22 protein-coding genes and 1 pseudogene are annotated in these 20756 nt (G+C 38.9%); all 23 read right to left on the reverse strand.

What is annotated here, in order from left to right; all coding sequences use genetic code 11:
- Positions 1 to 86: 86 nt before the first annotated feature.
- The 23 genes and pseudogenes from IGI46_RS21440 to IGI46_RS21550 all read right to left on the reverse strand — a co-directional run bounded on the left by IGI46_RS21440 (position 87) and on the right by IGI46_RS21550 (position 20728).
- Complete coding sequence (locus IGI46_RS21440; protein WP_429965817.1) at positions 87 to 1349, reverse strand: PTS galactitol transporter subunit IIC; 1263 nt, start codon at positions 1347 to 1349, stop codon at positions 87 to 89.
- 18 nt (positions 1350 to 1367) lie between these two features.
- Positions 1368 to 1661 carry a PTS sugar transporter subunit IIB gene (locus tag IGI46_RS21445; protein ID WP_207701900.1) on the reverse strand — a complete coding sequence of 98 codons (294 nt, stop codon included), beginning with the start codon at positions 1659 to 1661 and terminating at the stop codon, positions 1368 to 1370.
- A gap of 15 nt (positions 1662 to 1676) precedes the next feature.
- Positions 1677 to 2750, reverse strand: a complete 1074-nt coding sequence (locus IGI46_RS21450) for a galactitol-1-phosphate 5-dehydrogenase (protein ID WP_429965816.1) — start codon at positions 2748 to 2750, stop codon at positions 1677 to 1679.
- Between the two features lie 12 nt (positions 2751 to 2762).
- A complete protein-coding gene (gene rpe, locus IGI46_RS21455; protein ID WP_429965815.1) occupies positions 2763 to 3413 on the reverse strand; it encodes a ribulose-phosphate 3-epimerase in 651 nt (216 codons plus the stop codon).
- On the reverse strand, positions 3406 to 3825 hold the full coding sequence (locus IGI46_RS21460; RefSeq protein ID WP_207701903.1) for a hypothetical protein: 420 nt from the start codon (positions 3823 to 3825) through the stop codon (positions 3406 to 3408). Before IGI46_RS21460 ends, rpe begins: the two co-directional genes overlap by 8 nt.
- A gap of 19 nt (positions 3826 to 3844) precedes the next feature.
- A complete protein-coding gene (locus tag IGI46_RS21465; protein ID WP_429965814.1) occupies positions 3845 to 4306 on the reverse strand; it encodes a PTS sugar transporter subunit IIA in 462 nt (153 codons plus the stop codon).
- 23 nt (positions 4307 to 4329) lie between these two features.
- Positions 4330 to 4932, reverse strand: coding sequence for an SIS domain-containing protein (locus tag IGI46_RS21470; protein WP_429965812.1), 603 nt, complete (start codon positions 4930 to 4932; stop codon positions 4330 to 4332).
- A 14-nt stretch (positions 4933 to 4946) separates the two neighbouring features.
- Positions 4947 to 7022 carry a BglG family transcription antiterminator gene (locus tag IGI46_RS21475; RefSeq protein ID WP_429974216.1) on the reverse strand — a complete coding sequence of 692 codons (2076 nt, stop codon included), beginning with the start codon at positions 7020 to 7022 and terminating at the stop codon, positions 4947 to 4949.
- 650 nt (positions 7023 to 7672) lie between these two features.
- Positions 7673 to 8254, reverse strand: a pseudogene (locus tag IGI46_RS21480) (transketolase-like TK C-terminal-containing protein); the annotation flags it as partial.
- Between the two features lies 1 nt (position 8255).
- Positions 8256 to 8945, reverse strand: coding sequence for a D-allulose 6-phosphate 3-epimerase (gene alsE / locus IGI46_RS21485; protein WP_429965810.1), 690 nt, complete (start codon positions 8943 to 8945; stop codon positions 8256 to 8258).
- A gap of 31 nt (positions 8946 to 8976) precedes the next feature.
- Complete coding sequence (locus tag IGI46_RS21490; protein ID WP_429965809.1) at positions 8977 to 10077, reverse strand: PTS fructose transporter subunit IIC; 1101 nt, start codon at positions 10075 to 10077, stop codon at positions 8977 to 8979.
- Between the two features lie 12 nt (positions 10078 to 10089).
- Complete coding sequence (locus IGI46_RS21495) at positions 10090 to 10419, reverse strand: PTS fructose transporter subunit IIB (protein WP_429965808.1); 330 nt, start codon at positions 10417 to 10419, stop codon at positions 10090 to 10092.
- A gap of 18 nt (positions 10420 to 10437) precedes the next feature.
- Positions 10438 to 10887: a PTS sugar transporter subunit IIA gene (locus tag IGI46_RS21500; protein ID WP_429965806.1), complete on the reverse strand. Its 450-nt coding sequence runs from the start codon at positions 10885 to 10887 to the stop codon at positions 10438 to 10440.
- A gap of 16 nt (positions 10888 to 10903) precedes the next feature.
- Positions 10904 to 11224, reverse strand: coding sequence for a PTS fructose transporter subunit IIB (locus IGI46_RS21505; protein ID WP_207701912.1), 321 nt, complete (start codon positions 11222 to 11224; stop codon positions 10904 to 10906).
- 303 nt (positions 11225 to 11527) lie between these two features.
- A complete protein-coding gene (locus tag IGI46_RS21510; protein WP_429965804.1) occupies positions 11528 to 12178 on the reverse strand; it encodes a class II aldolase/adducin family protein in 651 nt (216 codons plus the stop codon).
- A 10-nt stretch (positions 12179 to 12188) separates the two neighbouring features.
- Positions 12189 to 13109 carry a 1-phosphofructokinase family hexose kinase gene (locus IGI46_RS21515; protein ID WP_429974217.1) on the reverse strand — a complete coding sequence of 307 codons (921 nt, stop codon included), beginning with the start codon at positions 13107 to 13109 and terminating at the stop codon, positions 12189 to 12191.
- Positions 13110 to 13124: 15 nt separating this feature from the next.
- A complete protein-coding gene (locus IGI46_RS21520; RefSeq protein ID WP_429974218.1) occupies positions 13125 to 14507 on the reverse strand; it encodes a PTS galactitol transporter subunit IIC in 1383 nt (460 codons plus the stop codon).
- 19 nt (positions 14508 to 14526) lie between these two features.
- Positions 14527 to 14802, reverse strand: a complete 276-nt coding sequence (locus IGI46_RS21525; protein ID WP_010757553.1) for a PTS sugar transporter subunit IIB — start codon at positions 14800 to 14802, stop codon at positions 14527 to 14529.
- 18 nt (positions 14803 to 14820) lie between these two features.
- Entirely contained in the window at positions 14821 to 15294 is a 474-nt protein-coding gene (locus tag IGI46_RS21530) for a PTS sugar transporter subunit IIA (RefSeq protein ID WP_207701917.1), read from the reverse strand.
- A 13-nt stretch (positions 15295 to 15307) separates the two neighbouring features.
- On the reverse strand, positions 15308 to 17326 hold the full coding sequence (locus IGI46_RS21535; protein WP_429974219.1) for a BglG family transcription antiterminator: 2019 nt from the start codon (positions 17324 to 17326) through the stop codon (positions 15308 to 15310).
- A 424-nt stretch (positions 17327 to 17750) separates the two neighbouring features.
- Positions 17751 to 18575 (reverse strand): carbohydrate ABC transporter permease, encoded by an 825-nt coding sequence (locus IGI46_RS21540; RefSeq protein WP_429965799.1) that lies wholly within the window; start codon positions 18573 to 18575, stop codon positions 17751 to 17753.
- 12 nt (positions 18576 to 18587) lie between these two features.
- Positions 18588 to 19460 (reverse strand): carbohydrate ABC transporter permease, encoded by an 873-nt coding sequence (locus tag IGI46_RS21545; protein WP_207701920.1) that lies wholly within the window; start codon positions 19458 to 19460, stop codon positions 18588 to 18590.
- A 17-nt stretch (positions 19461 to 19477) separates the two neighbouring features.
- Positions 19478 to 20728, reverse strand: a complete 1251-nt coding sequence (locus IGI46_RS21550; protein ID WP_429965798.1) for an extracellular solute-binding protein — start codon at positions 20726 to 20728, stop codon at positions 19478 to 19480.
- Positions 20729 to 20756: the final 28 nt, after the last annotated feature.

A 20756-nucleotide genomic window follows, 5' to 3' on the forward strand; every position in this document is an offset into this window, starting at 1 on the left:
CATCTGTATATAATAGAAGACAAATTTCTTAATTGGTGCCTGAAAAAGCCCAAACCCTTTTGGCTTCGGGCTTCGGCACTATTTTATTAAGACAATAAACTTAACAAGTAATAAACAATCCATGAATACCACTGCGTTCCCACAGCCAAGGAGGTGATTTCGGTCGCTTCCCCCGGGATTTGATAGCCAATATCGGCTGCTAATCCAGTCATAATTGGTGCAGCAATTCCCGAAATATACAGGGTAATTGTTGCAATAAATATTCCGGTGATTACACCGCGAAATAGGTTCCCCTTCGAAGGCAAGATTGCAAAAATCATATAAAATGGCAGTGCGGTTAAATCAGCTAACGGCAAAGTTTTGTTTCCGGGAAGAATAAATGCCAGTACTAAAGTAATCGGGATCATCAACAAACCTAAAGACAATACAAAAGGGTGTCCAATTCCTAATGCAGCATCTAAACCAATGTAAATCTCTCGGCCTTCGAACCGTTTCTCCATGAATTCCTGAGCAGCTTCGGAAATGACAATCAAGCCGTCCATCAATAGGGAAACCATGCGTGGAATCAAGACTAGTGATGCAGCAATTGAAACAGCCGTAGTCAAGATATCAGACAAAGGCATTCCGGCAACAGCGGCTAACAAGCCGCCTATTACCAGCCCCATCATCATTGGTTCGCCAAAAATCCCTAGTCTTTTCTGAACATTCTCGGTGGTCCAATTAATCTTGTTAATCCCGGGAATCCGATCTAACAGCCAATTCATAGGATACCCTAACACTGCCCAGCCGGTTGTCTGCAGTGCCGGTAATGAAATTCCTTCCAAGCCTAAAACATCTGAAACATCTTTTTGCGTCATATCTGCTAATTTAAAAATAATTGCCATATTAATGACAGCACTTGCTACAGCCAAAACCATACTTCCTGTCGTCAGGTACAGCGCACTAGAGATAAATAATGGCTGCCAGTAATTCCAAATGTCGACGTCCATCGTTTTAGTCAAATTAAACATTAACATTAAAACATTGGTGATAATGATAGCGATAAAAACAAACGGAACAACGGGTGTCCCCCAGGCAATCGAGGAGCCAATTCCCCAGCCGATATCTGTGGCTGTTAAACTAAAATTGTACCGTTCAACTAAGGCTTTGGTTACTGGTGTGATAGCACTCATCATGACACCGGCCATTACATTAATTCCGATAAACCCAATCCCAACAGTCAGTCCTGCTTTAAAAGAGACCGACAGCTTCCTTCCAAATATAACGCCCAAAATAGTAATAATAATGGGCATCATCACACTCACACCTAAATCAATGATGTATTTGAAAAAGTCAAAAACAACTGACATTTCTTTTCCTCCTTTTTGCTAGAATTCTAAAATCTCACGCAGCTCTTGCTTTGTTTTATCCCGACCAATTCCGGTCAAAAATGAGCGGCCTAAGAGCACTGGCACATCTCCTAAATCAGCAGAAATAGTGGTAGAGCTGATGACTATATCTGGTTTTTTATTAGCAACCTTAGAAGGAATGTCGGAGACAATATATTGACTAATATCGTACTGAATATTATTTTCATCTAAAAACTCCGAAACCTTTTTTACAATAACTGTGGAAGTTGCAATCCCCGTCCCACAGCATACATAGATTCTTTTTCGATTCATTTTTTTCTTCCTTTCCTAGAACTCTTCAGGGAAAAACATGATTTTGCCAAAATTGTCTTCTGGTTTTTTATGCGTGACGGTGTCAAATATTTCTGGTCCCTCGGATAGTTTCAAGCGATGAGTAATCATTGATTTTAATTCCAATTGACCATTTTCAAGCAGCGACATAATGGTTAACCACTCCTTACCAGGGAACGGTGCCGAAACACAACTCCAGGCCCCCCAAACCTTCAATTCACTACGTACAATTTTTTCAAAATAAAAGCGTTCAATCATAATATCCGCATACGGAATTCCCATAAAGACTACACCGCCGCCTTTCTTGGCATAGGCGAATACTTGAGCGGAAGTAATGGGAGAGCCTGCCGATTCTACTACAATATCAGACATCAAACCGCCTGTATAAGCGGTAATTCTTTCTAAAGTCTCTTCCTTCAAAGAGTTTATGGTATGAGAGGCTCCTGCTTCTTCTGCCATTTTTAATGCCTCGTCAGCAATATCTACTGCAATAATTTTGGTTGCTCCGAATATCTTGGCAAATTTAATTGATAACAAACCAATATTTCCACAGCCAACCACAACTACAGTATCGCCAGCAGTAATATTCGTGTGGTAATAGCCATGCACCACTACAGCTGAAGGCTCAATCATAGCTGCCGATTCATAATCCACCGAATCGGGAATGGCCACACAATTTTTTTCAGGTAAACGAATGTATTCAGCATAGGCTCCACCATGGCGAGCACCAATAACTGTTAAGTTTTCACAACGAGCAAACTCCGATTTTTTACAGTAATAGCACTCCTCAACATCCAAATCAGCACAAGTAAGACAAGGAGCTCCTGCCACACGATCACCTATAGATACATGTTTTACCTGCTCGCCAATCTCTATGACCTCACCAGAAAATTCATGGCCCCAAACCATCCCCGAAACATAGGGTCCTAATTTTTTATAGCGTGACAGATCGGAACCGCAAATTCCCACAGCTTTCACTCTGATCAACACATCGGTTGGTTTTTTCAACTGTGGTTTTTTGGCTTCTTCATAACGCAAATCTTGTTTTCCATATAATTTTAATGCTCTCATTTTATGCTCTCCTTACTGTAACGCATTTTCTAAAAGCTTAAATTTTTCGGTTGAATCCCCTGAGAACAGATAGGATCCTACCACAAACCAGTTAGCACCCGCTTGTTGGCAAGCCTTGATATTTTTAGTATTTACTCCGCCATCCACTTGGATATTAATCGGCCGTTCACCAATCAACTTCTTCATGGCCTGAATCTTTTGGTAAATTGGCGAATACAGCTCTTGTCCACCTAAACCTGGATTCACTGTCATCAGCAATACATAGTCAATTTCATCTAAAACCAACTGAATACTTTCTATCGGTGTACCTGGATTCAACACAACTCCAGCTTTTGCTCCCAATTCTTTAATCAACTGAATGCCCCGCAACAAATGAACCGTTGCTTCTTGATGGATGCTAATATACTCCACCCCAGCTTTCACTAATTGAGGAATAAATTTTTCTGGATTTTCAACCATCATATGAACATCAAATTGAAAGGGTAAAATTTGTTTTAAGTCCGCAACCTGAGTTGGTCCGAAAGCAATATTTGGCACAAAACTACCATCCATCATATCTACATGCAGCGTTTCTATCTCTAACTCTTTCAATGCCATAACGTCGTGTTGCAAATTCCCAATATCAGCCCCGAATAAGGAAGGCATGATGCTATTTTTAACCAAGATGAAAATCTCCCTTCAGATTCTCGTATAAATTTTCAATCATTGTTTGTTCGCTGGCATAACTGCTCTTTCGATTAAAATACAGCAGTTGATATTCCCCATTCGACTGACTGGCAAGTTTAACCCACCGTTCATTCTTTGAAGGAATCAAAATATACCAGGGTAGTTTTTTCTTTTCCTGCTTCCAGATTTCTGATAGTTTCTTTACAGGAAGTCCCGGATTCATCAAAATTATTTGTTTGATACGGCCTGGGATGTAATACATGTAAATGACTTTGGAGTACAGAAGCAGTGATCCATAACAAGCGAACAGAACGAGAAACAACAGCTTGTGTTGGATTAAAAATGTTAATACACTTTGTCCCACTTCTCCTAACATACGATCATTAATTTCTTCAAAAAGGCTTTTCATTCTCCCGTACTCCTTTTCGTTAGTTTAATAATTGAAGAACAGCAGCTTCATCTTCAGCCTGAACAAGGGCCCTCATTTTTTCTTCATTCTCAATCAATGAAATTACTGCCTGAAGTGTCTCCAACTGTTTATTAGGTTCTTTAATCGCCAGCATAAAAACGAGACGAACCGGAACCTCCACATCTTCTGCACCCATCTCCTGGAAAATGACTGGTGTTCTTACTACACCGATAGCAATTGTTGCTTCAATTACATGCTTGCTATCGGTGTGAGGAATTGCAATACCATAATTTGTAGTGTTTAATCCCGTAGGAAATGCTGCTTCCCGTTTCTTAATAGCTGGAATAAAACTGCTTTTTACATATCCATTTTTAAACAGCCGGCAGCCAATTTTTTCCAACAGCTGTTCCTTATCCAAATCGATCTGTTCATCAAAAAAAACAATGTTCTTCTGCTTAATCATATTAACTAACTCACTCATTTACCGTTACCTTCCATTTTCCATTATTTGCCCAGCAAGCGATCTCCCACTGCACCACCAGGATGATTAATACCAAACTGCTCTTTTGTAAATTTGGTATAAGTCATCAAGGCTATGCACACCGCATCAAAAATCGAAATAACTGCCAATGTACTCGCTGTTGCCAACATATTAAAACTATCTGGTTCTTTGTCCACTGACACTTTGATAAATAGATCAGCAGAGTGACTAATGGCCGAAGTTTCATTTTCACCAACTCCGACAATATAAGGCTTTTGAGCTTTGATAGAATCCAACAAATGAACCAATTCTTTGGTATTCCCGCCTTTGGAAATTAGAATAACAATATCGTCCTCGGTAATAATCCCCATTGAACCATGCACAGCATCCGCTGGATTCAGATAGACTGCCGGAATACTGACACAGGATAATGAATGCACAATCTTTTTAGCACCAACCCCTGAAGTACCGCATCCGCTGACAACTACCTTGCCTTTTTTTTCACCAATTTTATGAACCAGAGTAGTTAAAACATCCAAATCAACAGTTTCACTTAATTTTGTAATGGCTGCTCCTTCAATAGCTAAAGTATTTAATATACTATCTTTGATTTCTTGGTTATTCATACATAATTCCTTTCTTAATTCACGATTTCTTTCAATAGTTTTAAAATCGATTGCTTCTCATTCGTATTTGTCATTTTTTCTATCATTACCGGTGATTCAGCAATTGTTAAAATATCAATAATCGCTTGATTGTGCTGCTTCTTGTCAATCGGAGCGATCATAAAAACAATTTTGAGTGAATGGCTTTTAGAATAGTAGAAACCCTTGCGTACAATCAGCAGACTAATGCCAATTCTCTTAACTCCTTCGCTTGGTAAAGCATGGGGAATCGCTACCTCTTCTCCCAAAATTGTGTATGGGTCCTCAAAGTCATGGCTGTCAATCACCGCTTGAATGTAGCTTTCCGTAACTGCTCCTTCAGCCAAAAGCGGCTGACCAGCAATCTTTAAAGCTTCTCGATAATCAGCCACCTCATCTAGAATAGTAATTTTATTTTCCGAAAGAAACTCATATAGCCCCATGGTTTTATTACCACTGGTACGAATTCGATTTTCATTTTTAATGGGCAAACGTTCTCCTAAAATTTCCAGAATGCTGTTTTCGATTCTGACTGTTTGAGCATCAGGGATATATTCTCTTATTTCTCCCATAATTCGTTCAACAATAGTCGTACGATCTTCATCGCCAAAAACGTTCTTAAAGACCTGCGCTCGCAATTGCTGCTTTTCTTCTTCTGTCATCGCAGCCTGGACTACGAAGCAATTATCATAAGGATGAAAGTGTCCAATTGAAAAAATAATGTCTACTTTCAAATGACTCTTCTCAAAGGCTCGGTGTGACACGGGTTCATAAAAATAAACTTCGGGAAAAATCGTCATCAATTGAGAAAGCATTAATTGCGAGTAGGTTACTCCTTTTGGACAAATAACAATCGCTGTTTTCATTTTTGGGTACTCTGTTTTTCCCTGAGGTAGAATTTTTGACCCGAATATTAAGGAAATGTACATAATTTCGATATCAGGCAGCGGTACTTCCAATAAATCCTCTAAAGGCTTGAAACAATCCTCAATGATGGTATTTAGAAAATCATATTGAGCAATAACATTTTCCAAAAACTCCTTCTCATAAAGATCATTCTTTTCATTAATCAAATAGCGAATGCGATAATAAGCGGGTGTCAAATGATACATTAAGCTGTTTAAAATCAGCTCGCGATCCTTTAATTCAATTGAGGTTTTCACTTCGAAGTTATCAATACATACATTTAAAGCTTCTCTTAAACGATTGGTGATCGTTTCATTCACAAACTCTGCTGAAATAATTTTTGAAGTCAAAATCTGCAAGGATATATAGATCGTTTCTCTACGTCCATATTGTTCTAAACCCAGAGTTTGTTCGATTAAACGAACTTCTTTCAGTTGATAGATGTCTAATTCTTCTTCTGAAGTTTTCTCATTAACCAACTGTCCATAAGAAATCCGATTAAACACAATCAGTAAAAAGTATGGCAGTTGACTAAACTGTTCATCAGTAAAACGAATTTCCAGCTTTTGCTCGATTGCTTTCAATTTTTTCTCCATCGCTAAGCGTTCCACTCGTGTTAAACCAGAAAATTTAACCAAAAGTTGAGTTCCACTAGACATTTTGTTAACATATAAGAGAGTTTCTTTAATGAAATCTCTTATAAATAGTTCTTTACCAGAAAGTGAATAGCCTTGTGTACGAGAATAAACAACCTTAATTTTGTGGACAGATAATTTCTTTTTCAGCTTAGAAAGGTCTCGTAAAATCGTATTTTTACTAACCTTCAGCTCATAAGAAAAATACTCTAAGGATAAATCTAATGCTTCGTTGAATAACAATAGGGCAAGTATTGTTATTCTTTCGTCTTCTGAATAGAAAAGGTTAGGGTCTTTTCTTGCTTCTTCATCAGTTTGTATGAAGGCAGCAACTGATTCGTCAATGATAAATCCACCGGTTCGTGTTCGTTGTATACTTGGCAATTCATTTTCTTTTAGTTCACTGTTAATTTGACGCATCGCATATTTAATTTGATCCTTTGATAAATTTAGTTTGCTTTCCAACCCCTTTCGCGTAATGCTAGGGTTAGCAATCAATTCTGTCATTATGTTTAAATACCTTTCTTCCATCTTCAAACTAACCCCCTTTTTTCTTGGTACCTATCTGCTGCAAAACAATACATTTTCCTTATGTCCTTATTATAGATTTTCACCTTGAAAAAGTATAAGCGTTTTCATTCAAAAAATTCCCCAGCCATGTACCTCGCTTGGTGATGTTATAGAATGCACCGAATATTTCAAATGAATACAGGGAAAGCTTTAACTCATCTCAGCAAATTCAGTTATATTAATTATACATAGGTTATCTGCCAAGACTGAAATTTTTTTTTGTACTAACTAAAATAACTTTCAGGAACAGAAATTTTTTTAATTTGCTACGAAAATACCTGTACTTTTTCATGCCCATAATTCTCGCAGAATAGTTCCAGTATTCCGCTTATCTTTTATATAGATGATTTATCTACATTACTTTTATGACATGATGGGAAAGCTACTTCTACAACTTTTGTACGATAAAGATTCTTTGTCCAAAAACTTCCAAATTTATTTTGGATACGGTCACTAAACTAACAGCCGTTTGGCATTTTGCCAGTCTCTTTTTATTAACACGCTGCAGACTATTTACCCCCCTCACAAATCCTAGGTGGTTTTAAAAAAATGCAAAAAAATAGTGAAAAAGCATACAGCCTTCCCACTATTCTTAGTGTTATTTTTCGATTTTATTTTAATACTTGCATCACAGACTCTACTGTAAAACCATACTCTTTGATAATGGTATCACCAAGAGCACTCATACCAAATTTATCAATTGACAAGATCTTTCCTTGGGCACCAACATACCGTCCCCAACCGAAGCTTGTATCCATTTCGATTGATACACGAGCTGTCACTTCTTTTGGCAGAAAAGAGTTTTTATACGCTTCTGTTTGTTGCTGGAATAGTTCAAAGCTAGGTATGAAAACGACCGAGACATCTTTGCCTTCTGCGACCTTCATACTGACCAGGTTTAAAATCTTTTTCAGCTGCCACCATTTTATTGTTTGAACCAGAAAGATCAGCTGATCCGCCTCATGAATACGGGACCGCTTTTGATAATTTCTGAATCATTTCTCGGCTGGATACGTGACTAGCTTGACTGGATCCACCTTCATATTTAGGCAGAGCAGCCTCCCAGTCCACCGGCAATTCATCAGTAAAAGCTTGTTTGAATTACTGCGCCAATTCTGGATAGTCCTGTTCATAGCAGATAAACGTTCATCCCATTCAGCTTCAGCTCTTTCACCTTCTTCAATCACCGTTTTCTTATTTTATTGTTTTGCCAGTCATATCTTCATAATCTTTAGCCATGATAGCAAAAGCTTTTGATATATCTTCATCCAAGCCGAATAACCCGCTGCGTCCAACAATATAAATGTCCGGTCCAGCAGCATCAATCCGTTTGAAAGATTTGCGGTTAGAAGAACCATCCATTTCAATTACATAATTGTAGCCTTTTTCTTCTCGTAATTCCCGTAACGCAACGATTTTGTCTAAAGTACTCTCGATAAATCGTTGACCAGCAAAGCCGGGATCAATCGTCATGATAGTAATTTTGTCCAACAACTCGATATAAGGGAAAAGCATTTCAATCGGTGTTTCAGGGTTCAAAACGATTCCCGCCTTTAAGTCGGCATCATGGATTTGGTCGATTAGACGAAAAGCTAAGCCGTCTAATACTTCTGCATGCATACAGATCCATTCACATTTCATATCGACTAATTGCTGCACCCACAGACTAGGATTAGTAACCATCAAATGAGCCGACATAGGCAAATCGGTAATCTTGCGCAGCTCCTCAATGAACCATGGAGATAGCGTAATGTTTGGGACATAATGTCCATCCATAATATCAATGTGATAAGAATCTACCTTGTCATTCAAAAAGGTAATTTGTTCTTTAAACTTGTCTAAATCCATCGTCATTAAGGATGGTGAAAATTCTACTTTACTCATAACAGTCTCCCGTTCTTCCATTTATTTATTTCTAAAAAATTTGAATGTCATCCAAATTAATCTCTTCTTCTTCTTTCTCTACTAGACCTTCATCAACTTTTTGTGAAACGTCTTTTTTAATTACTGCCAGAACTAATCCGGTAACAACTGCATTCACAACAATCGCAATTACACCGGCCATTGGTTTGCTCATGGTTGGAATCATTAATATTCCACCAAACGGAACTGTCGCATCAGCACCTAAAATCATAGTGGTTGCTCCACCTACAAAACCTCCGATAGCAGTTGCTGCAACACCGCGAACAATATCATTCATGACTAAGGGGATAACGCCTTCAACGATGTTGATAACACCCATAGGAACCGCTGATTTCAAGGTTTCAACTTCTAAAGGAGTATAAATAGTTTTTCTAAACAATTTAGCAATAAAGTAAGCTAAGCCAAAGCCAATTGGTGTTGCTGTATTGACTAGCTGTAAAGCTGTGATTGGTCCATTTAGCCCTTCCGCCTGCATAGTTAATACAAAGGCAAAAACAGTCTTATTGATAGGACCGCCATAATCAATGCCACTTAGCAAACCAATCACACCGCCGAATAAAAGCAAGGAAGAATTGCCTAGTCCATCTAAAAAGTTCGTCAATAGTGAAGTCAAGGCCGCAATCGGTGCACCAATTATGTACACCATTATCAAGCCGCCAATAATTGAGGTTAAGAACGGAATAACCAGAGTTGGCATTAGGCCTTTAGCCCAGTTTGGTAATTTCACATATTTTAAAATTGCTAATACAAGATAACCTGCTAAATAGCCTCCTAAAATTCCGCCAATAAATCCTGCGCCAATCGCATTCGCCGTTAATCCAATGATAAACCCTGGTGCGATTCCTGGTTTACCACCGATTGAGAATGAAATCCCGGTTGAAATAACTACCGGTAATAGTCCTAAAGCTGCGCCACCCATGGTCGCCAGTGCATCCCAAATCGAGAATTCTCCTTGAACCAGCTGTCCTTGACTAGTTCCGCCGAATGCCATACCAATCGCAATTAGAAACCCTGCGCCACAGACAATCGGAATTAAATAAGAAATTGCGGTTAATAAGTGCCCTTTAAGATTTAACTCTTTGATTTTTTTCATCGTCCTACCCCTTTACCCTAATTTTGTATTTTCTTGATCAACAACTTCTTTAGCTTTTTCAATTAATTTATTGGGTGATTTTACGGCGACTTCCGTTGGAACCTGAATCACTCGTTTGCCATCAAATCGTTCACGATTGGTGATTTTAACATCCACCGCTAGAATCACAATGTCTGCTTGGTCGATTTCTTCTTGCGTTAATTCATTTTCAATCCCTATGGTTCCTTGCGTTTCAACCTTCATTTCAAAACCCGCTTTTTTCGCGGCATTTTCTAATTTTTCTTGGGCAATGTAAGTGTGCGCAATTCCCACTGTACAAGCGGCTACTCCTACTAGTTTCATGCGAAGAATTCCTTTCCTTTAAGCAAATGCTGCAACGACCTCTTCTGGTTTCGAAGATTTCAACAAGTTATCGACAACTTCGTCATTACCAAGCTTTCTAGCAAATAATGACAATAACTTCAAATGACTAGTTGCTCCTTCATTATTGTTACCAACTGCAAACAGAATAATTCCCTTTACCCCATTGCCATCTAGTGACTCCCAAGGTATTTCCTGTTGGTTAATTCCAATCGCTACTCCAATCTTATTCACATAAGCACTTTTGCCATGAGGAATTGCGATATAATTGCCGATACCCGTTTGTCCTTCAGCTTCACGAGCATAGATGTCTTTGATGAAACCGTCAATGTCAGAGATGTAGTTGTTTGTTAGTAATTCCTGAGCTAAATCTCTCAAAGCTTCATCCTTAGTTGTCGCATTCATATTAGTCTTAACCGTTTTCAAATCAACGATATCAGTTACTTCCATCTTGCATTTCTCCTTTTTATGCCGTTTGTTGTTCAACAACTTCCTTAGCTTTTTCGATCAATTTATTTGGTGATTTGACTGCGACTTCTGTTGGTACTTGGATTACCCTTTTACCATCAAAACGTTCGCGATTGGCAATTTTAACATCCACTGCTAGGATCACGATATCCGCTTGATCAATTTCCTCTTGGGTCAATTCATTTTCAATCCCGATAGTTCCTTGCGTTTCGACCTTCATTTCAAATCCAGCCTTTTTCGCGGCATTTTCTAATTTTTCCTGCGCAATATACGTGTGGGCAATTCCAACAGTACAAGCAGCAACTCCTACTAATTTCATGATAGTTCCTCCTTAGTTGGGGTAAAACAGCCAGCAATTTCGTGTTCACGAGTTGTTTTAGTGCTTGGTTGTTTTCCTTTGATAGCCTTATCATAATAGTTATTTCAGAAAACGCTTCACTCAAAGTTGACCGTTGCAATGGACAATTTTGTAAATAATTATATCATGTTGCTATTGAGAGCCTTGTCACTACAAGTTTAATTAGAAGTTCATCTTTCATGTTTACTTACCCAACTTTTTTACCTATTTTAATTAAACAAGTCAAAAAAGCGAGAAGCCTTCGCTCCTCGCCAAACGTTTTTTCTATTCCTCGATATTATACGCTAACTCTTTTTCTTCACTCATTGTATTAATTCCCAGCTTGTCATAAATCATCGCTTTATAGGCAATATAAGCATTATATTCCAGACGCTCCAGCATATCGTTAGCCTTATTCAGGGAGTCTTCCAACACTAGAACACCGTGTTTGTTCAGCAACATCACCTTGGACAACACATCATCTCCCAAACTTCCCACATGCTTTGTCACAATTTCCGCTAGTTCTGGTGAGCAAGCTGGTGCAAAGGGCAGACAAGGAATCTCACCAAATTTTTGAGTGGCTTCGGTCAGATTCGGCATCGGCAGTCCCATACTGGCAAAAACCATTGACTCACGAGCATGTCCATGTAAGACACAGCCGATTTTACGATTAGTGCGGTAGCAAGCCATGTGCATATTGATCTCTCGCGTTAAGCGACCATCTCCTTCAATAATATTTTCAGCCATGTCTACAACTAAAATCTGATAAGGAGACAAATCACATAGATGGTTCTGCGACATTAATGTAGGAGTCATAATCACATGATCCTCGTTCAGCCGTACACTGATGTTACCACCAGCTGCATTGGTTCCATATCGTTCGTAAACATTGCGGGTAATTTTTGCTAAATGAGCTCTTTCCTGTTGATATAGCATAAGTTTCCTCCTAATTTTGCTGTTTAATTCGAACCTTGGTCTTCAGTTCTTTGGCTTCCGCTAAATTGAAGTAGCAGCTATCTTCATATCGAACTTTACTGGCAGCACAACCGCTTGCCATCATTAAGGACTGTTCAATATCACTTGTCTGATAAAAAGTCGCTAGAAAGGCGCCTACGAAGCAGTCACCCGCTCCTGTATCATTAACCTCCTTCACTTCCGGAACGATCACTTGATACTGTTTCCCTTCAAAATAGCAGATGCTGCCTTGATCACCTCGAGAGGCAATCATTACGGCAACTTTAGCAGAAATTTCATTCAACTTTTCTTCGATAGTTTCCTTTTCCGACAATAATTCCCGCAGCTCCAACTCATTAGGTTTAATGAAGTCGGCGCCTGAATCAATTGCCAGCTTTAAATCCTCACTGGACAAATCGCAGGCTAAAAAACACCCTTTAGTTTTAATTAACTGCAAAAGCTCCGCTAAATCGATCAAATCAAAGCCTTCTGGTGTGGAGCCTGCTACTAAAACCATGTCCTGTGGAGTCAATGTAACCGCCAAATAATTCTTCAGCTTCTCTTTGTCAACCGCTGACACTGTGAAGCTAGGCTCAGTTACCATAGTAGAACCCTGGTTTTCTGGATCAATTAGAATAACTGCTTCTCTCGTTGAGCCATCTGTTGTGATGAATTGATGAGCAATTTCTTTATCATCCAATACCTGCTGAAATTTCAGCAAATTCATTATTCCGGCAAAACCCAGAGCCAGATTTTCCACACCCAATTTTGATATGGCATAAGAAGCGTGGGTACCCTTTCCGCCGATATCGTACAACACCTTTTGTGCTCGATTATTTTTACGTTTTTCCAACTGTCCCTTTAAAAAAATCAAACGATCAATCGCCGGATTTAATGTGATTGTATAAATCATAGTGTGCCTCTCTTTTTAAGCAATTTCTTCGGTACCATTAATTTCGCTCTCACCTTTGTCCGCTTTGGCTTCCTTCATTAAGTCCCGATAGTAAAACACGAAACTGGTCACCCAAATTACCATGATAATCGCTGGAATAAAATTACCTTCCAAGAATTTGAAGACATGAGAGAAAGCATAGGTAAAGACTGGCGCATCAATTGAGCTGTTAGAAATCATTTGACCAGCTGCTAATTCTACTGCCCCTGTCTGATTCGCTAGTTGGGTCATGAATGGTGCAAAAGCTGTCCCCACCCATAAGAAAATTGGTGAACCAATTATACAAAGAATGATCATTCGCAGTAAGTTGCCGCTCGTTACCAAATAAGCAGGCACCGCAATAGAAATGTTGATGATTCCAGCAAATGGTAAAATCTCATTGCCTGGCAAGAACATAGAGAACAGCAGCGTCACTGGAACGGTGAAAATAATTGCTAGCCAGATTTCATTAGAACCACCCATAAACGGCCAGTCTAATCCCACTAGAAGTGTGCGCCCTTCGAATTTTTTGTTCATAAAATCGCTAACTGCCTCTGAGATTGGTGATAAAGCCTGCATGAAATACTTTGTGATTACTGGGAACAAGGTTAAGGATGTAGCTGCCTGAATAGCCAAAGTCAACGTTTCAGCCACACTATAACGAGCCAGCACTCCAAAGACGATCCCTAACAAGAATCCTAATACATGATTTTCTGCAAAAACACCGATTTTACTCTTCAAGGTTTCGGCATCAAACTTACGATCCAACGCCGGAATTTTTCTCAACATTTTGTCAATCGGGTAGAAAATTGCGGCCAGGAAAACCATTTTATGTGTACAGGTCACCCCAGGGATACCTGATAGTTTTTCGATTCGGTGTTGATGAGCATCAGCACTCATTAACTCGAAAACAATTTGGACTGCTGCTACAGCGAATGCCAGGAAAATGTTGCCGGTAATTCCCACCACAGCTACAGCTGTAAAGATTTTACCCCAAACATTCCAAATATCGGCATTAAAGGTATTGGTTCTATTGATTACCAGCATTAGCACATTGATTCCGATCATCAAAGGAAACATCAAGAAAGCATAAGGCCAGGACCAAGAAATCGTAGACATGGTAGTCCAACCGCCGTCAACAATTGGCAGTGAAATCCCGGTTGCTTTTAACATCGCTTCCGCTGCTGGAGTAATCGCTCCAGTCATAAAGCTGATTAGCATGGTCATTCCGGTAAATGCCACTCCCAGCGTAATACCTGCGCTAATAGCGTCCTTAATCTTCATCTTCACTGCAATCCCGGCAATGATAATAATGATTGGAACGAAAATTGCGGCACCTAAACTTAGTAAATAATCGATAACAGTTTTTAAGATATCCATTTATTTGCTCCTTTTCGTTTTATTTGCAAACTTCGATCAGCTTCTGTAACTCTGCTTCCTGCCCCATTCCGGTTAAGAAGGCAATACCGTTAATCACTGGAATCGGATATTCTTTAGTAGTTTTCGTAATAGTAATATAGGCCACACTCGAATCCATATAACGGTCTACTGATTTCAGATCAACTGCCTCTACATAGGCATCTACTCCTCGATCCTTTAATAAGCGACTTACTTTGCTTGCTACCGTTTGTGAAGTTGCTACCCCACTTCCGCATGCTACAATTACTCGTTTCATTTTCCATTCCTCCATTTTCTAATCAATCGGTCCAAAATTGGCCTTAATAATATTGATAATCTCTTTTTTCTGCTCTACACTCATTAATGCACTTACCGCTTCTGTATTGCACAATAACCCCATCAGATTTTGTAGTGCCGTTACCTGCTGCCCATCTTTCAAAACTCCTAACATAAAAATCAGTTCGGCGTTAATCGCCCCTTCGGCAATGCCCATTGGCTCAAAGGAGATACTGTTTTTAGGTCGAATCACTGCAATGAAAGGTTTTTTCAAATTCTCCGGATCAGTGTGAGGGATCGCTACTCCCACTGTGCTGGTCTGTAATCCGGTCGGGTACTCCTTTTCCCGCAAAGTAATGTTGTCATAATAGCTCTCCTTTACGTAGCCTGCCTGCTCCATGTAGGCTGCAAACCATTTAAAAAGATCTGTTTTGCAAGATATTTCCGGCTCTAAAAACACCAAATTTTCATCAAATAACTCTATTCCTGCCATATTTTCACCTCTTCTATTCATTGATTAGCTCAAAAGAAGATTTCAACAAATCATAAAAATCCTCAATAGTTGAAATTTCTTCAATTTGACGAATATTTTTCTCCTGCAATAAGGCATCATTAATCTTTAGCAGCCATTCCACATGCTCATTTTGCTTTGAAGGTGCCAGAGCGATCATCATTTTTAATTCTCGTTCACCAGCAAATTTCACCTTATTTTTTACCAAGACCAATTGATAATCTGGCTTAAACACATCATTTTCCGGCTTCGCATGAGGTAAAAAACAATCCTTGGCAATCATCATGAAAGGGTAGTCCTCTTCAAACAGCTGTAAAGTTCGCCCTACATATCTTTGATTGACACTGCCTCTTTCAAGCAATTTTCCAAAGGCAAACTGGAAAACCTCTTGCCAGGAATCGGCCTCAATCATAGAAAATTGCTCAATTTTTAATTCAAAGGGATTACACTCCTCATCCGTATTCCCCGTATCCTTTTGGTAAAACTGCTCAATTCGTTTAACTGCATTGGCCTTGTTACCGTCTGGAAAAAGATCATCTAATAAACCGTACAACTCCTTGGTTTTCTTTTTGATGTCCTGATTGATCGCTATTTCTACCTGCTGCTGAATTTTCTGCTTGGCTTGCTTGTCTAAAACTGAAGGAATAACAAAGGTTGTAATCTCCGTATCGATCGGAATGGTTGTGAAAATGAAATCTGGCAAAACCTCTGCCTGGGAAATTTCATCCACTGCGTAGGTTCCTGCAAAAGCAATGTTAGGGAACAGCTCCTTCAAATTCTCCTGCAGCAGCTTAGAAATCGACATGCCGCTTCGACACAAAACCAATGCCGTAAAAGGCTTAAAGGATTGATCTTGAACAATTTCCTTCATGGAGCTGATAACGATCATGGCGATAAAGGCCTTCTCTTCATTTGAGAAATGACAGCTGATTTTCTTCTCAATCATGGAAATCCCCTCACTGATCTTCATATACAGTGCACTGTACTCCTCCATAATTACTCTAGTCAGCGGATTACGAATATTTACACTCAACAAACTACGAAAAATCGCCGGCTTCAAATGCAATGCCAGTTTTTCCTTCAAGGTTGCCGGATCCTTGAAATGCATCAGACAACCATTTTCCAGAAAATAAACAAACTCATTAATCGCTGATTCAACCTCACCGCTACCATAAAGCTCATCATTGATCTGTAAAAAAGTAGAGGACAAAATTTGAAGAATCATATACAGCTTGTCATTTTCATTTAAATTAGGCATGCCGCGAAAAACATTCCGATAAGTCGGATACTCGCTGGTGTTAACAATATCGTATTTTTCAAATGGAAAATGCCACTTTATGCGCTGCTGCTGAGCTCGTTTAATCAACGTACTTAGCAGAATCGGCAATTCCTCCAGACTTTCTTCAGTAAAAGTCATTTTGACCTGTGATTGAATTTTCAGGAGCCGATTCTTTAATAGCACAATTTCACTATTACTGGTATAACCTGCCTCCAATAACAGATAGCGGCTAAAGGATTTACGCAATAAGCCTCGCAGCGAATTAACAATTTCATTACGAATCGAAAACTCCGGCCCTTCAATCGTATAACCAATTTTGCGCGAATAGTTGATCAAGATCCCTTGAGTCGTTAACGCCTCCCGTAGCCGTTTTACATCAGTTAAGGCAGTGTTCTTACTCACCAAAAGTTGATCCGCCAGCTCCTGCAAATTAAGGTCCAGTTCACTCAAAGACATATGCAAAAACAACAATTGCTGACGATTCTCTGCATCGTAATAGGGCAGAATTTTGATATTATGCTTTTTCAAATATTTGTAACAAATGTTGCGATCCTGATCAGAAACATAGATTTTCCGTTCATCCAACTTCAGTTTGGCCTGCAATACTGTATTGATTTCCTCAACATCCTTTTTCAATGTGCATCGTGAGATAACCTGACGACTTAACAAGTCCTTGACTGAAATTTTGGACTGCTGAACACATTCTTGAATAATCTGAATTTGTGAACTCTTCATTTTTAAGCACCTCTTACACTAATTATCTTAACTGAAAAAAAAGGTCGTTTTTGAGAGTTCATCACAATATGAAAACGCTCTATTTTCCAAATTGTGATGAACTACTTTTCTGCTAAAATCACCCCTTTCATTAAAAATTAACCGAAACGCCTCGTAAAATAAGCTAGCAGTCTCTATGTTAAACTACGGAAGGTGATTGAAAAAATTTCCAGTCGTTTGAGCCATTTTCCTTTTTAAATAGCAGGCAGTACCCTGATCTAAAGCTTTTGTGCACAAAAAGCCCTCTAAAACTTCAATGTTTTAGAGGACTCGCTTTATTCTAGGATGGAGATTCACGAGAAGCAATGGTTCATTTTGATACAAAAAGTCTAATTAAATCAAAAAAACTTGACTGGTTGTCAACCAATCAAGTCTAATTTGAAAATTATTTCACTGAGCCGCTAGTCATCCCTGAGATGATATTTTTCTGGAAGATCAAGTAAACAATCAAAATCACGATAATTCCAATTACATAGGAGGCAAATGACGGACCGTAATCACTGAAGTATTGCCCTTGGTAATTGTATTGGAATAATGGTAACGTCCAGCTTGACGAATCCTTATTCAAAATCAGCAATGGCAGCAAGAAGTCATTCCAAACCCACAACGCATTAATGATCAAGGTCGTGGCATGCATTGGTTTCATTAAAGGAAAAGCAATTTGGAAATACATTCTAAACTTGCCGCAACCGTCAATTTCCGCGGCTTCATCTAATTCTACCGGAATCGCGGTTTTGATGTAACCTACATACAGGAACAAGGTTTGTGGAACAGCATAGGCTAAGTACAGAATAATCAAACCGGCGATATTAGATAATCCCAATTTAGTCATCATTGAGGTAATCGGAATCATAATTACCTGAAAGGGAACAAAAATTCCTAAAATCAAAAAAGAATACATAAGAGCAAAAGCTTTTTTGCGGTTGATATTTCTGGCAATCGAGAAGGCTGCCATAGGAACAAATAAAGTAATTAAGCAAATGGCTACCACAGAAATCAGCGCTGAGTTGAAGAAATATTGACCTATCCCATCAGCAATAAGTCGTTGATAATTCTCTGTAGTGAATGGATTAGGAAAACCGAAAAAGTTTCCGGTAATTTGATTCGTTTCTTTAAAGGAACTTAGCAGGGTCAAAAACAGCGGAACAAATATTAGGACGAACCCAATAATGAGTATCACATAATGACCAATGGAACCTTTTCTTTTCATGGGAATTCCTCCTTATATTTCGAACCGTTTGGATAAACGAATTTGCATTATCGAAATAATCGCAATTGCTACGAACAATACAATCGCAATCGCATTGGCATAACCATACTGATTATTTTTGAAGGCATAATTGTAAACTAACAAGCCTAAGGTGGTTGTTGAATCACTAGGTCCACCGCCAGTCAATGCGTAGATCAAATCAAATGCAGTTAATCCACCCTTTAGTGCCATAATGAAAACCATACTCAAGGAAGGCAGCAAATAGGGCAATTCAATGTTTGTAAAAATCTGCAAATTGCTGGCCCCATCAATTGATGCCGCCTCAATAATTTCTTCTGGAATACTCTGCAGGCCAGCCAGAAAAATCACAATAGGCATGGCCACACCTTGCCACAGTGCCACAAACAGTACACCCCAGAAAACTGTTTCCTCATTGGCAATCAGGTTTTGCTGCAAAAATTTAATCCCAAACGCTTCCCCTAGCTGAGGAATCCCGTAATTAAACACTTGCTTGAAGATCAAGCCGAGAGTTACCGTACTAAGAACCGCCGGGAAGAAGTAGGCTGTTCGAAAAAAACCTACTCCTTTCATTTTTCGGTTCAAAAATCTGGCTATCGCAATTCCTAGAACAACTTCCCCGACAATTAAGCCAATTGTGAAGATGATGGTGAAGCTAATTGATTTCATAAATTTCTCATCTGAAAGAATCGCCTGAAAATTCGCGAAACCAACCATATTATAGTTAGACGTTAATCCAGTCCAATCAGTAAAACTATAAAAGAAACCTTGCAGCATCGGAACATAAAAGAATACTATTTGCAGAAGTACAGGAACAATAACGAATAGGTACGCCCAGCTTTTATTAAAAAATCCTTTTCTTTGCATGTTCGTTTCCTCCCTGATTATTTCATCGTATCGAAGAAATTATTTAGATTGGATGCCAGCTTATCTTTATCTCCGCTGTTTACATATTCAACAGTCATATGATGGAAGGTTTCTTCTGAAGTCCATTCCTTCTGCAACCAAACAATTTGCTGATCAGTAAACACATACTGATTGACACCTTCCATTTCAGGGAATTTACCTTCTGTATCCACAGAGGTTACCGAAGTTGGTGCTCCATTTACGTCATAGTATTTTTGCATTGCTTCTTTAGAAGTCATGTATTCTACAAACTTTTCAGCTGCTTCTTTATTCTCTGAGCTTTCAGCTATCGATAAGGCTAAATCAGCCGCTCCAACCGTCAACTCTTCTCCTTCATTTTGTCCAGGATAAGCAAACATTCCTATTTCAAACTCAGGCGACTGATTTTGAACTGCCGGCAATGCCCAAATTCCGTTAGGGAAAATTAACGCATCTCCCTTAGCAAATGCGGCAACCGCATCATCATACGTCGCACCAGAAGCATTTTTTTGCCCGTTGTCTCGTAGTAAATCAAGCTCTTTTGTGACATTTTTGAAATCTGCATTGGAAGTTTTGATTGCTCCCTTAGGACTGTGTACCAATGCATTGTTGGCACCATCAAAACCACCATCCGTAGTTGCCCAAGCCAATTGATGATAACCGTTTAACGTCCAAGCATCTGTTTGAGTTAACGATAAAGCAAAAGGTGTTTCCTTTTTCTCTTTGATATCAGCAACCAGCTCTTCAAACTCAGCCCAAGTTTTTGGTGTTTCTAAGCCTAACTCTTCAAATTTATCTTTATTGTAAAAGAAACCCCAAGCATTGCTGGTTAATGGTACCGAGTAAATTTTATCATTAATCGCGTAGGTTTCAGCAGTTCCTTCTTTCAAATTCTTCAAGTAATCGTTTTCAGTTAAATCCTTAAAAACGCCATCTTTTGCCCATTCCTGAAAATCATTGTTTTGAGGATAAACGTTGATAACATCTGGAGCATCATCGCTAGATATTCGCGTTTTCAGCACGGTTGCTCCATCAGGTACATTGGTAAAGTTTACCTTGATGTCTGGATTTTCCTTTTCAAAGTCTTTAATGATTTCATCTAAAGTACTTTGCATTTCCTTTTTTTGATTATAAAACTCAATCTCTGTTTTTCCATTAGAACTAGATCCTCCGCTATTACCGCAAGCGCTTAACATTACACCAGTACTAATCAAAGCCAAACCACTTACAATCACTTTTTTCATATCCATTACTAAACAACCTTCTTTTTTTATTATT

It is taken from the genome of Enterococcus sp. AZ163, assembly GCF_050498925.1.
In the GTDB taxonomy this organism is placed as follows: domain Bacteria; phylum Bacillota; class Bacilli; order Lactobacillales; family Enterococcaceae; genus Enterococcus_A; species Enterococcus_A ferrettii.

Excerpts from the sequence above, each read along its gene's own strand:
- IGI46_RS21450 (WP_429965816.1), bottom strand. The coding sequence starts at position 2,750 with ATGAGAGCATTAAAATTATATGGAAAACAAGATTTGCGTTATGAAGAA.
- IGI46_RS21470 (WP_429965812.1), bottom strand. The coding sequence starts at position 4,932 with ATGAATAACCAAGAAATCAAAGATAGTATATTAAATACTTTAGCTATT.
- IGI46_RS21515 (WP_429974217.1), bottom strand. The coding sequence starts at position 13,109 with ATGATTTATACAATCACATTAAATCCGGCGATTGATCGTTTGATTTTT.
- IGI46_RS21510 (WP_429965804.1), bottom strand. The coding sequence starts at position 12,178 with ATGCTATATCAACAGGAAAGAGCTCATTTAGCAAAAATTACCCGCAAT.
- IGI46_RS21500 (WP_429965806.1), bottom strand. The coding sequence starts at position 10,887 with ATGGAAGTAACTGATATCGTTGATTTGAAAACGGTTAAGACTAATATG.
- IGI46_RS21465 (WP_429965814.1), bottom strand. The coding sequence starts at position 4,306 with ATGAGTGAGTTAGTTAATATGATTAAGCAGAAGAACATTGTTTTTTTT.
- alsE (WP_429965810.1), bottom strand. The coding sequence starts at position 8,945 with ATGAGTAAAGTAGAATTTTCACCATCCTTAATGACGATGGATTTAGAC.
- IGI46_RS21460 (WP_207701903.1), bottom strand. The coding sequence starts at position 3,825 with ATGAAAAGCCTTTTTGAAGAAATTAATGATCGTATGTTAGGAGAAGTG.
- IGI46_RS21545 (WP_207701920.1), bottom strand. The coding sequence starts at position 19,460 with ATGCAAAGAAAAGGATTTTTTAATAAAAGCTGGGCGTACCTATTCGTT.
- IGI46_RS21440 (WP_429965817.1), bottom strand. The coding sequence starts at position 1,349 with ATGTCAGTTGTTTTTGACTTTTTCAAATACATCATTGATTTAGGTGTG.
- IGI46_RS21540 (WP_429965799.1), bottom strand. The coding sequence starts at position 18,575 with ATGAAAAGAAAAGGTTCCATTGGTCATTATGTGATACTCATTATTGGG.
- IGI46_RS21445 (WP_207701900.1), bottom strand. The coding sequence starts at position 1,661 with ATGAATCGAAAAAGAATCTATGTATGCTGTGGGACGGGGATTGCAACT.
- IGI46_RS21495 (WP_429965808.1), bottom strand. The coding sequence starts at position 10,419 with ATGAAACTAGTAGGAGTAGCCGCTTGTACAGTGGGAATTGCGCACACT.
- IGI46_RS21535 (WP_429974219.1), bottom strand. The coding sequence starts at position 17,326 with ATGAAGAGTTCACAAATTCAGATTATTCAAGAATGTGTTCAGCAGTCC.
- IGI46_RS21475 (WP_429974216.1), bottom strand. The coding sequence starts at position 7,022 with ATGGAAGAAAGGTATTTAAACATAATGACAGAATTGATTGCTAACCCT.
- IGI46_RS21550 (WP_429965798.1), bottom strand. The coding sequence starts at position 20,728 with ATGGATATGAAAAAAGTGATTGTAAGTGGTTTGGCTTTGATTAGTACT.
- IGI46_RS21520 (WP_429974218.1), bottom strand. The coding sequence starts at position 14,507 with ATGGATATCTTAAAAACTGTTATCGATTATTTACTAAGTTTAGGTGCC.
- IGI46_RS21490 (WP_429965809.1), bottom strand. The coding sequence starts at position 10,077 with ATGAAAAAAATCAAAGAGTTAAATCTTAAAGGGCACTTATTAACCGCA.
- IGI46_RS21505 (WP_207701912.1), bottom strand. The coding sequence starts at position 11,224 with ATGAAATTAGTAGGAGTTGCTGCTTGTACTGTTGGAATTGCCCACACG.
- IGI46_RS21525 (WP_010757553.1), bottom strand. The coding sequence starts at position 14,802 with ATGAAACGAGTAATTGTAGCATGCGGAAGTGGGGTAGCAACTTCACAA.
- IGI46_RS21530 (WP_207701917.1), bottom strand. The coding sequence starts at position 15,294 with ATGGCAGGAATAGAGTTATTTGATGAAAATTTGGTGTTTTTAGAGCCG.